13 protein-coding genes are annotated in these 16,349 nt (G+C 62.4%); 6 read left to right on the top strand and 7 right to left on the bottom strand.

Going from position 1 to position 16,349, the window contains the following annotated elements:
• Window positions 1-71: 71 nt before the first annotated feature.
• The 6 genes from JTP94_RS18240 (at window position 72) to guaD (ending at window position 7,102) form a co-directional block, all read left to right on the top strand.
• Window positions 72-1,193, top strand: coding sequence for a BMP family ABC transporter substrate-binding protein (locus JTP94_RS18240; RefSeq protein ID WP_204851882.1), 1,122 nt, complete (start codon window positions 72-74; stop codon window positions 1,191-1,193).
• 74 nt (window positions 1,194-1,267) lie between these two features.
• Complete coding sequence (locus JTP94_RS18235) at window positions 1,268-2,842, top strand: ABC transporter ATP-binding protein (protein WP_204851881.1); 1,575 nt, start codon at window positions 1,268-1,270, stop codon at window positions 2,840-2,842.
• Between the two features lie 7 nt (window positions 2,843-2,849).
• The gene (locus JTP94_RS18230; RefSeq protein ID WP_409456615.1) at window positions 2,850-3,887 is read left to right on the top strand and encodes an ABC transporter permease; all 1,038 of its coding nucleotides are present in this window, start codon (window positions 2,850-2,852) and stop codon (window positions 3,885-3,887) included.
• Window positions 3,888-3,902: 15 nt separating this feature from the next.
• The gene (locus JTP94_RS18225) at window positions 3,903-4,838 is read left to right on the top strand and encodes an ABC transporter permease (RefSeq protein WP_204851879.1); all 936 of its coding nucleotides are present in this window, start codon (window positions 3,903-3,905) and stop codon (window positions 4,836-4,838) included.
• A gap of 33 nt (window positions 4,839-4,871) precedes the next feature.
• Window positions 4,872-5,729 (top strand): aromatic ring-hydroxylating dioxygenase subunit alpha, encoded by an 858-nt coding sequence (locus JTP94_RS18220; protein WP_204851878.1) that lies wholly within the window; start codon window positions 4,872-4,874, stop codon window positions 5,727-5,729.
• Window positions 5,730-5,743: 14 nt separating this feature from the next.
• Complete coding sequence (guaD, locus tag JTP94_RS18215) at window positions 5,744-7,102, top strand: guanine deaminase (RefSeq protein WP_204851877.1); 1,359 nt, start codon at window positions 5,744-5,746, stop codon at window positions 7,100-7,102.
• A gap of 22 nt (window positions 7,103-7,124) precedes the next feature.
• Here guaD and JTP94_RS18210 read toward each other — a convergent pair whose 3' ends face one another.
• The 7 genes from JTP94_RS18210 to JTP94_RS18180 form a co-directional block, all read right to left on the bottom strand.
• On the bottom strand, window positions 7,125-9,395 hold the full coding sequence (locus JTP94_RS18210; protein WP_204851876.1) for an FdhF/YdeP family oxidoreductase: 2,271 nt from the start codon (window positions 9,393-9,395) through the stop codon (window positions 7,125-7,127).
• Between the two features lie 160 nt (window positions 9,396-9,555).
• Complete coding sequence (locus tag JTP94_RS18205; protein ID WP_204851875.1) at window positions 9,556-10,506, bottom strand: lytic transglycosylase domain-containing protein; 951 nt, start codon at window positions 10,504-10,506, stop codon at window positions 9,556-9,558.
• Window positions 10,507-10,622: 116 nt separating this feature from the next.
• The gene (locus JTP94_RS18200; protein ID WP_204851874.1) at window positions 10,623-11,738 is read right to left on the bottom strand and encodes an anhydro-N-acetylmuramic acid kinase; all 1,116 of its coding nucleotides are present in this window, start codon (window positions 11,736-11,738) and stop codon (window positions 10,623-10,625) included.
• A 10-nt stretch (window positions 11,739-11,748) separates the two neighbouring features.
• Window positions 11,749-12,768, bottom strand: a complete 1,020-nt coding sequence (locus JTP94_RS18195) for a serine hydrolase (RefSeq protein WP_204851873.1) — start codon at window positions 12,766-12,768, stop codon at window positions 11,749-11,751.
• 23 nt (window positions 12,769-12,791) lie between these two features.
• A complete protein-coding gene (locus JTP94_RS18190) occupies window positions 12,792-14,531 on the bottom strand; it encodes an ABC transporter ATP-binding protein (protein ID WP_204851872.1) in 1,740 nt (579 codons plus the stop codon).
• The gene (locus tag JTP94_RS18185; protein WP_204851871.1) at window positions 14,528-15,367 is read right to left on the bottom strand and encodes an ABC transporter permease; all 840 of its coding nucleotides are present in this window, start codon (window positions 15,365-15,367) and stop codon (window positions 14,528-14,530) included. The genes JTP94_RS18190 and JTP94_RS18185 overlap by 4 nt, the downstream gene beginning before the upstream one ends.
• On the bottom strand, window positions 15,367-16,326 hold the full coding sequence (locus JTP94_RS18180) for an ABC transporter permease (protein WP_204851870.1): 960 nt from the start codon (window positions 16,324-16,326) through the stop codon (window positions 15,367-15,369). Before JTP94_RS18180 ends, JTP94_RS18185 begins: the two co-directional genes overlap by 1 nt.
• Between the last annotated feature and the right edge of the window lie 23 nt (window positions 16,327-16,349).

The raw sequence follows: 16,349 nt of genomic DNA, 5'->3' as shown, positions 1-16,349 counted from the left end.
AGCAACTGGCATAATTGTTGCGTCGATTACACTCGGGCGCCGTTGGCGCACCTAATCAAAAGAGGGGTTCCATGATTGACTTGCGTTCGCTGTCCCGTCGCGGATTTCTAAATATGAGCGCTGCCGGTGCAGCCTCCCTGATGCTGCCCGCGGGCCTTGCCAGCCAGGCGCATGCCGCCGCCGCCTTTCCCGCAATCAAGGAAGAGGATGCGGTCGTCGGCTTCGGTCATGTCGGCCCGATTTCGGACGAGGGCTGGACCTGGGCGCACCATCAGGGCCTGCTTGCGGTCAAGGCGGCCTATCCGAAGCTGAAAAAGATCCTCGAGGTCGAAAACATCCCCTATTCCGCCGATGCGACCCGCACCTATCGCCAGTTCGTCAGCGAAGGCGCCAACATCATCTTCGACACCTCCTCGAACGGCGACTTCCTGCACGCCGTCGTCAAGCAGGCGCCCGATGTCGCCTTCCTCGAATGCGACGGCCGCGTCGATATGGACAATCTCGGCTGGTACTATCTGGCCCATTGGTATCCGACCTACGTCATCGGCGTTGCGGCCGGTCATCTGTCGAAGTCCGGCAAGCTCGGCTATGTCGCCTCTTTCCCGGTCGCTTCCGTCTTTGCCTCGACCAACGCCTTTCTGATGGGCGCGCGCTCGGTCAATCCGAATGCGACGCTGCAGACCATCGCCATCAATTCCTGGTTCGACCCGCAGGCGGCAACGCAGGCCGGCACGGCGCTGATCGACAATGGCTGCGATTTCCTCTTCGGCATCATGGACGAAGCCGGCTATCTGCAGGTCGCCGAAAAGCGCGGCGTCTGGGCCGCCATGTGGAACACCGATATCCGCCGCTACGGCCCGAACTCCTACGTCTCATCCGTCCTCATCGATTTTAGCAAGTATTATGTCGATCAGGTCGGCAAGCGGCTTGCCGGCACCTGGACGCCCGCCAACACACTCTTCGCCATGGGCGCCGGCGTCGACCGCGACAAATGGGGCGAAAAGGTCCCGGCTGATGTTGCAGCAGCTGCCGATGCGGTGCGCGATAAGATCGTCGGCGGCTGGTCGCCCTTTGCCGGTGAGATCAAGGATTCGACCGGCAAGGTCCGTATCGCTGCCGGCCAGACGATGACCGACAACGACCTCTATAATTGGGATTGGTCCGTCGAGGGCGTTACCGGGCTCAGCGCCTGAACAAGCCAATTGCGAATTGCGCCTCGGCCTATCTGCGGCCGAGGCCTGTCCCATGACTGTCTGGTATGCATTCGATGACTGAAACCGCGACACCCTTTTCCGCTCCTGCGGGCACACCGCCACTGGTCCAGCTCAAGGGCATCGCCAAATATTTTCCGGGCGTCATTGCCAACGAGAATGTGGATCTCGAGGTCCTGCCCGGTGAAATCCACGCGCTGCTTGGCGAAAACGGCGCCGGCAAGTCGACGTTGATGAACATCCTCACGGGCATCTATCAGCCCGACGCCGGTGAGATCATCATCGATGGCTACGCCAAGCATTTTGCGACGCCACTTCAGGCGATTGCCGCCGGCATCGGCATGGTTCATCAGCATTTCAAGCTGGTGCAGGCCTTCACCGTTGCCGAAAACATCCATCTCGGCTGGTCGGAGACGCCACGGCGCGCCTCCGCACAGGTGCTGGAAGCACGCACGGCATCCCTCGCCGAAAAATTCAATCTTCAAACCCGCCCCGGCGCCCGCATCAGCGATCTTTCGACGGGTGAGCAGCAACGCGTCGAGATCCTGAGAGTGCTCGCGCGCCAGGCTCGCGTCCTCATCCTCGACGAGCCGACCGCCGTACTGACGCCTGCTGAGGCCCGCGAGCTTTTCAAGGCGCTGCGCGAGTTCGTCTCCCATGGCAATGCCGTCATCTTCATCAGCCACAAGCTCGACGAGGTCATGGAGATTTCCGATCGCATCAGTGTTCTGCGCGGCGGACGCAAGGTCGCGACCGAAAGGACCGCCGATTGCAACGCCCGCATGCTTGCCAAGCTGATGGTCGGCCGCGATATCGTGCTTGCCGACATGCGCCAGCGCGCCGCCGGCGCCGCGCCTATCTCTGCGAAGCCTGTGCTGAGCCTGGAAAGCGTGTCGGCAAAGAATGACATCGGCGCTGAGGTGCTGCACGATGTTTCGCTTGCGGTTCATGCCGGCGAAATTCTTGGCATTGCCGGCGTTGCCGGAAACGGCCAGCGCGAGTTGAGCCAGGTGCTATCAGGCATGCGGCAGATCAGCAGCGGGCGCATCCTTATAGATGGGCGCCCAATCGAGCACAGCAATGCAGCTGCATTCGCTGACAATGGCATCGGCCATATACCGGAAGACCGGCTGCATAGTGGTCTTGCCCCCGCGCTCAGCATCACCATCAATGCCGTGATGCGCGAATACAAGAAGCCGCCGGTATCGGCCGGCGCGGCCTATCGTCCAGGCGGAGCGACCGCACTTGCCAGGGAGATCGCGGCAGCCGCCGATGTAACCATTCCCGATTTCGGCATGCCGATCCGCAATCTTTCCGGCGGCAACCAGCAGCGCCTCGTCGCCCGGCGCGAGATGCGTATCGCCAACAAGGTCCTGATCGCTGCCTATCCAAGCCGCGGCCTCGACGTCGGCGCCATCAACACCATGCTGCGCTACATCGTCGAGCTACGCGATGCCGGCGCGGGGATCGTGCTGATCTCGGAGGAGCTGGAAGAGCTTCTCAATCTCTCCGACCGCATCGCCGTGCTCTACGAAGGCAGGATCATGGGAATAGTCGACAACGACAGAACCGACATCGACCAGATCGGCCTGCTAATGGGTGGACGCGCCCTTGCGCGCGAGGTCGCCTGATATGAACATGACCTGGCGTCTCCACCGCTTGCCTTCCGCCTCGCCCGCCAAGGCATTTGCCGCCCGCGTCGTCGCCATCCTGCTGGCGCTCGTGTTTGCCGGACTGGTTCTCGCTGCCACCGGCGCCAATCCACTCGAACTGGCTTCCGAGGTGATCGACTCGAGCCTCGGCTCCAGCTTCGGCCTTCAGGATCTCGGCGTGCTGCTGATCCCTCTTATCTTGACAGGACTGTCCGTCGCCGTCGGTCAGCAGATCGGCGTCTGGAACATCGGTGCCGAGGGACAATTCTATGCCGGCGCCTTCGGTGCCGCCGTCGTCGGCCTCTTCGTGCCCGGCCCACCGGTCGTGATACTGCCGTTGATGTTTCTTGGCGGGTTGATCGGCGGCGCTGTCTGGATCCTCGTCCCAACGCTCGCTCGCGCCTATGCCGGCGTCAATGAGCTGATCACCACGCTGCTGCTCAACTTCGTTGCCGTGCTTCTCGTGTTCTATGTCTCGACCAGCGCCTGGCGCGACCGCACCGCGAATTCGGCAACCGCGCGATTGTCGGCCGAAATACCGGAGCTTTGGGGCTCCATCCATTGGGGCTTTCCTGTCGCCATTCTTGCCGCCATCATCGTCGCCGGCCTGCTGGCTTTCTCGCGCTGGGGATACGAAGTGCGCCTCGTCGGCTCCAACCCGGCCGCGGCCCATTATGCCGGCATACCGGCGCGGCGCCACCTGATCACGGTGATGCTTCTGTCCGGTGCCATTGCCGGGCTTGCCGGAATGCTGGAGATCGCCGGCACCGTGCATCGCCTCCAAGGCGGCATTTCCAACAACTACGGCTATCTCGGCATCATGGTGGCGGTGCTGGCGCGCAACTCGGCCATCGGCGTCATCTTTTCGGCGGCGTTGATGGCCTTCATCCTGAATTCCGGCATCATCCTGCAAACCCAGGGGCTGACCACGTCGGCCGTGCTCGCGATCACCGGGCTCATCCTGTTCCTGACGGCGATCGGCGATGAGCTCGCTCACTATCACATCGCCCGCGACAAGGCCTGATAAGGACAAGAGACCATGGATCTTCTCACCGGCCTCCTGACCACAGCCTTTCTCGCAGGCGGCGTGCTGGCGCTTGCCGCTCTCGGCGAAGTGCTGGCCGAACGGGTCGGCGTCGTCAATCTCGGCGTCGAGGGCCTGATGGCGATGGGGGCGCTGACGGGCATTGCCGCAACCACCATCTATCCTTCACCGACCCTTGGTTTCCTCGCAGCCTTGCTGGTCGGCGCATTCTTCGGCGCGATCTTCGCCGTAGCCACCGTTCTCCTGCGTGCCAACCAGGTCCTCTGCGGCCTGGCGCTGACTTTGATGGGCAATGGCATCGCCTCCAGCATCGGCCGCGCCTATTCCGGCATGCCGGCACGCGCTACCTTTTCCGGCATCGAGATCCCCCTCCTCAGCGATCTTCCGATCCTCGGCAAAGCCTTCTTCTCGCAGAACATCCTCGTCTATCTGATCTATATCATCCTGCCTGTCGTGCTGAGCTACGTCATGTTCCGCACGCGCCACGGCCTCAATCTGCGCGCCGTCGGCGAAAACCCGGCAGCGGCGGACGCGGCCGGCATTTCGGTCAACCTCATTCGCTGCGCCTATGTCATGGCCGGCTCAGCCCTTGCCGCCGGCGCGGGTGCCTACCTGACGCTCGCTTTCGTGCCGTCCTGGTCCGACGGGGTCGTCGCCGGTCGCGGCTGGATCGCGGTGGCGCTGGTGATCTTTGCCGGCTACCGGCCGATCCCGGCCGTTCTGTCAGGCTTGCTGTTCGGCCTCATCACCGCGCTCGGCTTCGTCGGCCAGGCGCGCGGCTGGCCGATCGCACCCGCCTTTCTGTCAATGTTGCCCTATCTCGGCACGATGGCCTTCATCATCGTGCCGGTGCTGGCATGGCAGCGCATGCGCCGCATCATGGCGGCCCCGGCCGCCATCGGCCTGCCCTATTATCGCGATGTCCGCTAAAGTGCATCGCCGGACAAGAAAAAGGAGCCTCGCATGAGCCAGTGTTTGGACAAGGCAGCCCTCGATCAATGGTATGCGCTGGAAACGGAAACTGAGATTCCGTTCGGAACTTCGGTGAACCGTCTTCTCGGCACCGACCTTACCGTGACGCGATCGAATGACGGGACGCTGGTCTTAAATGCCGAGGGACGCGTCGAGCCATTGCCGCTGATCCGCCGCTTCGGCCTCGTCTGGACGACGCTCGGCACGCCGGCCGGTGGATTGTTCGACCTACCAGAAGCCGATGAGCCGGATCGCCGCGTGGTCAATTGCGGCACGGTGGCGGTGCGCGCCTCCGGGCTTCGGATCGTGGAAAATTTCCTCGATCTGGCGCATTTTCCGTTCGTTCACACCGATATTCTCGGCGCCGAGCCGCACACCGAAGTGGCACAGTACAATGTCGAGATCCGCCGCGACGTCGACGAGGTCTGGGCAACGAATTGCCAGTTCTTCCAGCCACAGGCAGCACTTTCGGCCAGTGAAGGCATCATGACGGACTACATCTACAGGGTGATGACGCCGTTTGCGACGCTGCTCTACAAGACCTGTCCGAACGCCGCCAATCGTTGGGACGTCATCTGCCTTTTCGTGCAGCCGCTGGACCCGGATCGTTGCCGCGCCCATCCGGTCATGTTCCTGATCGACGACGTCTCGACGACGACGGAGCTGGTCCATTTCCAGCAACTCATTTTCCTGCAGGACCGCATCATTCTTGAAAACCAGCGCCCGGTGCTGCTACCGCTGGAGCCGCGGGCGGAAATCCCGACTCGCGCCGACGCCACCTCGATTGCCTATCGGCGCTGGTTGAAGGAAAAGGGCATTACCTACGGCACCACCATGATGGCTGCCTGAAACAGAGAATAGCGATGGATTTGCGTGGCAAGACCCTGAGCGCATCGGGCTTTCATTCGCCCGTGCGCGGCAAGATCGACATTCTGGATGACGTGCTGATCGAGATCGATGCAGCAGGCGCGATCAAGGCGATCCATCGTTACGGTGACCCCAACTATCGGACCATTCGTGACGCCCGCGAAGCCACCGGTGAATTGGTGACGCTGCCAATCGGCTCCTATCTGTTGCCAGGTTTCGTCGACCTGCATGTGCATGCGCCGCAATATCCGCAACTCGGCGACGCGCTCGACGTGCCGCTGGAAGTCTGGCTGCAGAAACACACGTTCCCGCTGGAGGCGCGCTATGAGGACCTTGTCTTCGCACGCCATGTCTACGGCCTGCTGGTCGACGACCTCCTTGCCAACGGCACGACGACGGCGCTGTATTTCGCCACCATCCATCAGGAGGCGACGCGGGCGTTGGTCGATATCTGCCTCGAAAGGGGCCAGCGCGCCCTGATCGGCAAGGTGGCGATGGACAATCCGCAGGAATGCCCCGACTACTATCGCGACGCCTCGACCGATGCCGCGCTGGAAGGCACTCGCGCGCTCATCGATTATGTGCGCGGCCATCCCGACAACAGCGAGAGCCGCGTCCTTCCTGTGGTAACGCCGCGCTTCATTCCCTCCTGCACGGATGCGACGCTCGAAGGGCTCGGCGCGATTGCCCGGGAATGCGGCTGCCATGTGCAGACCCATTGTTCGGAAAGCGATTGGGCACATGGTTACGTGCTAGCCCGCCACGGCACGACGGATACGGAGAGCCTGGACCGCTTCGGCCTGCTTGCCCGCGGCACGGTGCTGGCGCATGCGAATTTCCTGACCACTAGGGATATGGAGACGATCAAGGCGCGCGATGCCGCCGTTGCGCATTGTCCGCTTTCGAACGTCTATTTCGCCAATGCGGTCTTTCCCTTGCGAGCGGCGCTGGAAAAGGGGCTGCATGTCGGCCTCGGCACGGATATTTCCGGTGGGCCGAGCGCTTCGATGTTGGAAAACGCCCGCGGCGCGATCCTTGCCTCGAGGATGTTGCAAAGCGGTGTCGATCCGAACGTGCCGGCCGAAAGCCGTTCCACATTCGGACCGGCGCAGATCGATTTCCGCGATGCCTTTCATATCGCAACGGCCGGCGGCGGCGCGGCACTCAATCTGCCGGTCGGTCAGTTTACATCAGGCTATCAGTTCGATGCCATCGTCATCGACACCGCCCATGAGAAGGGCACGGTGCGGCTGTTCGAGGATCGCGATGCCAGGGAAGGCATCCTGCAGAAGATCATTTACACCGCCTCGCGACCGAACATTGCGGCCACCTGGGTCGGTGGCCGCAGCGTCTAGCCCGCTTTACGCAAAGCCTTGCTCACGCAGCCTTGCTGATGCGCACCGGAATGGACTTGTAGGAAGGCGTGCCGCTTTCCTTGTCCTGATAGTCGAGCGGGATCAGGCAATTGGCTTCCGGATAATAGGCAGCGACGGAACCCTCCGAGATATCGTAGGAAATCGCCGTCAGCTTCAACAACCGCTTGCCGCCGGAAGGCAGCGCCGTCTCGATCTCGACGAGATCGCCATGCTCCAATCCCTTCGCCGTCAGGTCCTTGTCGTTCATGAACAGGACGTCACGACGGCCGAATACGCCGCGATAACGGTCGTCGAGTCCGTAGATCGTGGTGTTGTACTGATCGTGGCTCCGGATCGTCGCGAGCTTGAGAATACTGGCGTCGGAAAAGGAAATATCTTCATTGAGACCGGCAAACAGCTTGAACTCGGCTTTGCCGGAGGGCGTCTTCCAGACGCGTTCCGTCGCCGGGAGCGGCAGGCGAAAGCCGCCCGGCACGCCGATGCGCTCGTTATAGCGGGCAAAATCCGGATAGACGATTTCGATCTTGTCGCGGATCAGAGCGTAATCGTTGATGAGCTCCATCCATGCGACCCTGCTTTCTAGTAAGGTGGCCTGCGCCATAGCGGCAACGATGGCCGGCTCGGAACGCAGCTGGTCGGAGGCCGGTTTCAACCTGCCTTGCGAGGCATGCACCATCGACATCGAGTCTTCGATCGTCACCGCTTGCGGGCCGGTGGCCTGAACGTCCTCTTCGGTGCGGCCAAGCACCGGCAGCAGGAAGGATTCCTTACCGATCAGAAGATTGGAGCGGTTGAGCTTGGTGTTCATGTGGACGGCAAGCTCGAGCCTGCGCATACCCTCGGCGCACAGCTCGGGATCAGGAAGCGCGATCGAAAAATTGCCTCCGAGGCTGAGCAGCACTTTCGAACGGCCCTCCGCCATCGCCTGCATGGCGGCAACCGCATCATGGCCGTGATGGGCCGGGGACTTGAAGCCGAAGGCGCGCTCAATGCCCTCGATCAGCGCGGCATTCGGTTTCTCGGTGATCCCGACGGTACGATTGCCCTGCACGTTGGAGTGTCCGCGCAGCGGGCAGATGCCGGCTCCAGGCTTGCCGAAATTGCCGCGCAGCAGCAGAAGATTGGCGATCTGCTGAACATTGGCGGTGCCCCTCGCATGCTGGGTGATGCCCATGCCGTAGGCGACGATCGTTGCCTTTGACTTGGCATAGGCGGCGGCGACCCGCTCCAGATCGGAGCGGGAAAGGCCTGAGACGCGTTCTATATCTGCCCATTCCGTCTGCTTGATATCGGCAACCAACGCGTCGAAGCCGCTGGTATGCTCGGCAATGAACGCATGATCGAGCACGTCTTCCGAGGTCTCGGCAAGCGCCAGAACGGCCTTCATGATGCCCTTGAGCGCAGCAGCATCGCCGCCGATCTTGACCTGATAGTAGGAGGAGGCGATCCGCGTCGATCCGAAAGTCCCCATTTCGATCGGGCTCTGCGGATCGGCGAAGCGCTCCAGCGCCCGCTCCTTCAGCGGATTGAACACGATGATCGGCACGCCGCGGCGCGAGCACTCGTGCAGCGTGCCCATCATGCGCGGATGGTTGGTGCCGGGATTGTGCCCCATCGAGATGATCAGGTCGCAGAGATCGAAATCGTCGAGCGAGACCGTGCCCTTGCCGATGCCGATCGATTGCGGCAGGCCGACACTGGTCGCCTCATGGCACATGTTCGAGCAATCGGGGAAATTGTTGGTGCCGTATTCGCGCGCAAAGATCTGGAAGAGGAACGCAGCCTCGTTGGAGGCGCGGCCCGAGGTGTAGAATTCTACCATATCCGGATTGGGCATGCTGCGCATGACCTCGCCGATACGGGCAAAGGCGTCTTCCCAGGCGACCGGCCGATAGGTGTCGGTTGCGCGGTCATAGACCAATGGATGCGTCAGCCGGCCGGCATTTTCGAGTTCGTGATCGCTCCACGTCAGAAGTTCGCTGACCGTATGCTCGGCGAAGAAATCCGGCGTCACGCGCTTGTTCGTCGCTTCCCAGGTGACTGCTTTCGCACCGTTTTCACAGAATTGGAAAGTTGAGGTATGTTCCTTGTCGGGCCAGGCGCAGCCGGGGCAATCGAAGCCGGCCGGCTTGTTGGTGCGCAGGAGCAGGCCGGGCGCCTCGGTGACATCCATCTGGTCGCGGACCGCCTTGGCGGTGGCTTTCAGCGCGCCCCAGCCACCGGCCGGGCTGTTATAGGGACGGATACCAGGGACTTCACGTTTCTGCACCATCGCACGCTCCTTTGACTGACCCGACGGCTTCCTCCCAAATGCCGGGCCTTAACGAATAAGCGTGCGGCAGGAGGGAGTAAAGCACTACCAATAGGCACTTGACAAAACAATCGATACGCGCCGCGGGGCCAAACGACGCAGGTATTGGGGCGCCCCAAACTCAATTCTTGAACACCAGGCAAGTGCCGCCCTGTTGCCGGACCTGCGTACAAACGGCATCCGCCTCGGCACGCGTCTGCCGGCCGATGCGCGCCGCAAAGCGGATGCGCCGGCCAAAATCCGCATTGCGCTGACGCACGATCAACGGCTTTTCTGCATTCAAGGGAGACTGCAACTTTCGGATATTTGTCGCGAACAGGTTGCGGGCAGAATTAACCTGGAAATGCTCTGCCAATTGAGCGCCCCAGGGCGCCCAGGGTCGCTCTTGCTCCAAGGCGACCTGTTTCAGCCGCCGACTGCCAGCAAGGGCAACACAGGATTGGACAAAGGGCTTGCCCTTGTCCAAGGCCGGCGCGGCGACGTCGGGCGGTCCATCGCGCCACTCCTCGACCGTATGCGCGGTGATCGCGCTCACATAGCTGCGCGTCTCATAGGGAAGATCGCCGGAATTCAGAAAATTCGCGAGGCCAGCTTCGCCGGCATTGTAGGCGGCGGCGGCCAGCCCGAGATTGCCGAACCGGTTGCGCAATTCGTCGAGATAGGCGGCTGCCTTGCCCAGCGCCTCGAGCGCATCATAGCTGTCGCGGACGCCGCGCAGCTTTGCCGTGCCCGGCATGAATTGCGCAATGCCTTGAGCGCCCTTCGGGCTGACGGCATCCGACCGAAATGTGCTCTCGCGCCAGACCAGCCGGGCCAGATAATCCGGCGGTAGATGATTGATACCGGCGAAATAGTCGATGGCTGCACAGAGATCACGGTTATAGCTCTCCCTGCGGAGGCAAAGCGTTTCGCCCGTATCCGTGATCATCGGGCCGGAGACGCAGGCCGGCGGCGCAACGCTCCATTCCGGCTGGGCGTTTGCTGGGCGAAGGGCCGAAGCCACAACGACGCATGTAATTGCAAAGGCGACCACGCCGCCGACAAAGCCTGCTCGATGCTGCCTGCCTGCCATCCGTGCGATATCCGTCCAAGGTCGTCCGATCGCAAAATTGCGATCTCTTCATAGCATCGATGGACTGCGACGAAAACCTTCGACGGCATAAAGCGCCCAGTCAGACAGGCAGGCGGCTATTCGGCAAGACATCCACCACGCATCGGCGCGGGCACGCCCGTCGTGCCGGGGAAGCTGATCGGCAAGCCGCGCAGCACGCGAACGGCCAGAAATGCGAAACACTCTGCTTCGACCGCATCGCCGCGCCATCCGAGGTCTTCGGCAAAGATCGGCTCGACGCCGGCGCGGCTTTGCAGCATCGACATGATCGTCGGATTGTGACGGCCGCCGCCGCTGACGACGACTTTCTTCGGCCGGCGCGGCAACAGATCGAGCGCCTTGCCGACGGCGCTGGCGGTAAAGGCGGAAAGCGTCGCCGCACCATCTTCGGGGCTCAGACCATCCGCCATCGAAGCCCCGAAATCGAAGCGGTCCAGCGACTTCGGATAGCGGGCGCTCAGATAGGGATGCTGCAGCAGTTTCTCGAGCCTCGCCTCGTTCACTTTGCCGGCCCGGCCGAGCGCACCGTCGCGGTCCATCTCGCCGAGACCATGGGACTTGATGAAATCATTGAGGGGTGCATTGGCAGGGCCGGTGTCGAAGGCAACGAAATTGCCCTCGCCATCCCACCAGGTAATGTTGGCAACGCCGCCGAGATTGAGGATGGCGGTCTCGCCTGCTGCACCGGCGCCCTGCAGCAAGGCGGTGTGATAGGCGGCGGCAAGCGGCGCACCCTGGCCGCCGGCGCGCATGTCGGCGGAGCGGAAATCATAGGCGACCTTGGTGCCGAGGATGGAGCGCATCAACGCGCCATCGCCGAGCTGGCGCGTCTGCCCCAGCCGATCTTTCTGTGGTGCCCGATGCAGCACGGTCTGGCCGTGAAAGCCGACAATGCCGATATCGGCCATGGTCATGCCGTTGCTCTCGACCAATTGCCTGACAGCCTCCGACTGAGCCCGCGTCAGGGCCTCCTCGGCTTCCTTGAAGATCGCTGGTTCGGGGCCTTCGAAGTTCCACACCCGCGCCTGCCGCAGTGTCTCTTCCAGAAGCGCCCGAATCCAGTCGGGATAAGGAGCCAGAACATAGGGGCCGAATTCCTCGATCCGCTCGCCATCCGTCTTCAGCATGGCAACATCGATATTGCCGTCGAGAACGGTTCCGGTCATCAGACCGACTGCCCAGATTGGTTCCATGATCAGGCTCCTAAGCTGCGTTGACGAGATCGCCGACAGTTTGACGAAGCGTCAGGATGCCGCTGTCGAAATGGCGTGTCGGATGAATGCGGTTGGTGAGCAAGGTCCAGGCCCTGCCCTTGTCGAAATCGATCCAGAGGCCAGTGCCGGTGAACCCTGTGTGGCCGATCGTCTCTGGCGAACACAACGTCCCGCCAGACCAGCCGTTATGGGTACGCTCCCAGCCATGCGTGCGCGTGGCCGAAAGCGGTGCGCGCATCAATGCGATCGAGCGGGCTGATACGCCGCTGCCATCGAGCAGGCCCCCGGCAAAATCGAGGATTGCCGCTGCCGTTCCGAATAGCCCGGCATGGCCCGCACCCTGAAGAGCGGAGCAATTATCGTCATGGACTTCGCCCGACAAGACGCGATGACGCCACGTGCAGTCTTCCGTCGCGGCCGCCTGATTGGACGCGACGGAAAAGGCAAAGCCCGGCCCCGGGTCCATGGCGCGGATCGTCTGGCCGGTCAGGCGTTCGAGCGCGAAGCCAAGAAGAATGAAATTGATGTCGGAATAGACGGGCGGGCCGGCCCGCCATTCGCGCTGCAGGATGAAAGCGCGCAATAGCTCCGGATCGTGGCCATAAGTATAGATCGGCTCGACCGCCGGAAAAGGCGTCTGATGCCCGAGGCATTGGCGAAAGGTCACCTTTCGCTCCCATGCCTCGGCGCTGTACTGACGCAGATCGGGCAGAAGTGTCGTCAGCGGCGCATCGAGGTCAATAGTGCCGGCCTCTGCCAGCGCCAGGATGCGCGGTGTGGTGAAAATGACCTTGGTGAGCGAGGCAAGATCGAACCATGTATCGACCAGCATCGGCCTGACGCTCGGGACCTTCTGCGCCGAACCGACCGCACGCACCAGCCGATTGCCGTCGAGATCGACCATGCCCAGCACGCCGCCTGGAATGCGTGCGGACGCGACGGCTTGTTCGAGCGGCACAAAAGCCCGATCGAAACCCTCTTCAAATCGCATGCTCCCCCCAGATGCCATGCTTACCTCCCACGCGACCTTGCTCAGGCTTCCGCCAAAGCGATGTGATCCGGTGCGAACCGGCGCCATTCGGGTGCTGCCGGCTCGAAACCGAGAGGGCGCACCAACGAAGGAACCTGACGCGTGTCGAGCGCGAAAATTTCCTTTCGCCGTGCGACCGTCGGAACCGCCGAAATCAGCCGCCTGGTATAGGAATGCTTGGGCTGCGACAAGATCGAGGCGGCGTCACCAATCTCGACGATCTGGCCGGCATAGAGCACGGCGATGCGATGAGCGATCCGCTCCACCACGGCCATGTCATGCGAGATGAACAGATAGGCAAGCCCATATTCGCGCTGGAGCTCGACCAACAGGTTCAGGACCTGCGCCTGCACGGAGACGTCGAGTGCGGACACCGCCTCATCGAGTACCAGCACGGACGGGTTCAGCATCAGGGCGCGCGCGATGCACAGCCTCTGGCGCTGGCCGCCCGAAAACTCGTGGGGGTAGCGCTCAAGCGCATTTTCCGGCAATCCGACCCGTTTCAGCAGCATGACCATCCGCTCGCGCGTGCCTGCCGACAGACGGCCACCGGCCGCGATCACCGGTTCGGCGAGGATACTGTCGATCCGAAGCCTCGGATTGAGCGAGGCGTAAGGGTTCTGGAAGACCATCTGCACCGCGCTCGTGCGGTCGGCGGCCTTGCCGCCATGGGTCGTAAACGTACCGCGCGTCGACTTGACCAATCCAAGGATCGCCCGCGCGGTCGTGGATTTGCCTGACCCGCTTTCACCGACGATCGCCAGCGTCTCGCCGGGCATCAGGTCAAAGCCAACCTCTTCGACGGCATGGACGGCGCCTGTCGGACGGCGCAGGAAACTACCCGACACCGGAAAACGGACGGTCAAACCATCCACTTTCAACGCCGGCTTGGCTGGCGCTTCATCACGCTGGAAATCCGTGCGCGCCGCACGTCCGGCCGCGAAATGCGGAACTGAATGCAACAGGTGCTGCGTATAAGGATGAGTGGGGTTGTCGAGGATCTGGTTGAGCTCGCCCTGCTCGACCGCCTCTCCGGCCTGCATCACCATGACCTTGTCGGCAATGCCGGCGACAAGGCCGATATCGTGGGTGATGAAGATCATCGACATGCCGGTCTCGCGCTTCAGCTCGGCGAGCAACGCCATGATCTGCGCCTGCACGGTCACGTCGAGCGCCGTCGTCGGCTCGTCGGCGATCAGCAGGCGTGGATTGCAGGCGAGCGCCGTCGCGATCATCACGCGCTGAAGCATGCCGCCGGAAAGCTGGTTCGGGCAATAGGTCAGGCGCCGCGCGGCATCGGGAATGCGCACGCGATCGAGCGCATCCTTGGCGGCCGCCTTTGCTTGGCCGCCGGTCAGTCCGCGATGCAGCCGGAACGATTCTTCGATCTGCGTGCCGATCGTCAGCACCGGATTAAGCGAGGTCATCGGCTCCTGGAAGATCATGCCGATCTCGGCACCGCGGATCTTCGTTAGCTGTGCCTCGCCGACCGTGGTCAGGTCGAGAACGCTGTTGTCGGCACGTTTCAGCCGGATCGAGCCGCCGACGATGCGGCCGCCGCCGAAATCGACCAGGCGATTGATCGAAAGGGCTGTCACGGATTTGCCCGACCCGCTCTCGCCGACGATCGCCAGCGTCTCGCCGGCTTCGAGGTCAAAACTGACGCCGCGAACGATGGGATTGGCTTCCGGATTGCGGCCGAAACCGACGCGGAGATTAGAGACCGATAGCAGCGGGCTCATACGGTCGACCTCCGCATTTTCGGATCGAGAATATCGCGCAGGGCATCGCCGAGCAGGTTGAAGCCGAGAATAGAGATCATGATGGTTATGCCGGGGAAGATCAGCAGCCAGGGTGCCGTTTCCATGAGGTTGCGGCTGTCGCTCAGCATCAGCCCGAGCGAGGAGGCCGGCGGCTGTGTTCCCAAACCGAGAAAGCTCAGGCCCGCTTCTGTCAGCAGCGACCAGGCGAGCGCCAGCGTCACCTGCACGGTCAGCGGCGCGACGAGATTGAGCAACAGATGCCGCGTCAGGATATAGGACCTGCTGCTGCCGAAGGTGCGGGCGGCATCGACGAAGTCGCGGCCCTTCAACGAAAGGGCTGGACCGCGCACGACGCGGGTAAAGATCGGCGTATAGACGATCGCGATCGCCGCGACGCTGGTCCAGGTGCCCGGCCCGACGATGGCGATGATCAGGAGCGCGAGGAGGATCGCCGGGAAGGCTAGCAGTACGTCCATCGTCCGCATGATCACGCCGTCCCAGCGCTTTCCGGACCAGGCCGCGGTCAAACCGAGCACGGTGCCGATCAGGCTTGCGGCGGCAACGGACAGGAAGGCGACGGTGAAGGATTCTCCGATGCCATTCATCAGCCGGCTTGCGACATCGCGGCCGAAGAGATCGGTGCCCATCCAATAGGTGAGATTGGGGGCATGCAGCCGGTCGATCCGGTTCTGCATCAATGGATCGTGCGGGGTGAGCCCCAGCATGCCGAGAATGGCAAGCACGATGTAGATGAGAACGATGATGCCGCCGATCCGGCCGCTCATATGTCCGAAAATGGCCTTGACGATCCGCATCAACCCTCTCCCAGACGGACGCGCGGATCGAGCGCGACATAGGCGAGATCGACGAGCAGGTTGACGATCATGAAGTTGAAGGCGATGAACAGCACGCTACCCTGCACCAGGGCATAATCGCGCTGCAGGATGGCGTCGAGCACCATGCGCCCGAGTCCGGGCAGAGCATAAATCTGCTCGACAAGCACAGCGCCGCCGAGAAGATAGCCGAACTCGACACCACTGAGCGTCACCACCGGGATCAGCGCGTTCGGCAATGCGTGCCGCCAGATGACGCTGCGTGCCGGCACACCACGGCTGCGGGCCGTGCGGACATAATCATCACTCAGAACATCGAGCATGGCCGAGCGCACGACGCGCGTGACCGAGGCGGCGAAGGCGAAGCCGAGCGTCAATGCCGGCAGGATCATCTGGCCGAGATTGCCGAGCGGATCCTGCCAAAGCGGCGTGAACTCACCCATGGTCGGCAACACGCCGAAACCGGCCGACAATGCATAGATCAGCAGAAGCCCGAGAACGAAATTCGGCGTCGATTGCCCGATCATGGCGACGATGCGCACGGCAAGATCGGAGAACCTCCCGTTTCGCGTGGCGGCAAAGACGCCCGCCGGCAGGCCGATGGCAAGCGCGATCACCATGGAAAGCAACGCAAGCTCGAGCGTCAGCGGGAAACGCTCGAGGATGATGTCGACCACCGGCTTGCCGTAGGTGACTGATATGCCGAGATTGCCCTGGAATATGCCCAGGAGCCAATGCCAGTACTGAACAGGCCAGGACTGGTCGATGCCGAAATAGGCGGCCAGAGCCTGCCGCTGCTCCGGCGTCAGCAGGCCCGCATTGGTTCCGAGCATCGCCGTGATCGCATCGCCCGGCACCAGCCGGATGGCGACGAAGACGAGGATGGATACGCCCAGCATGATCAGCGGGAATATCATCAGCCGGCGCGTCAGGTATCCCATGGCACTTCCCCTAGACCTCGGCC

Source organism: Martinezella lusitana, from assembly GCF_016901135.1.
Classification (GTDB): domain Bacteria; phylum Pseudomonadota; class Alphaproteobacteria; order Rhizobiales; family Rhizobiaceae; genus Rhizobium; species Rhizobium lusitanum_D.
This window is presented reverse-complemented; position numbering and strand designations above follow the sequence as displayed.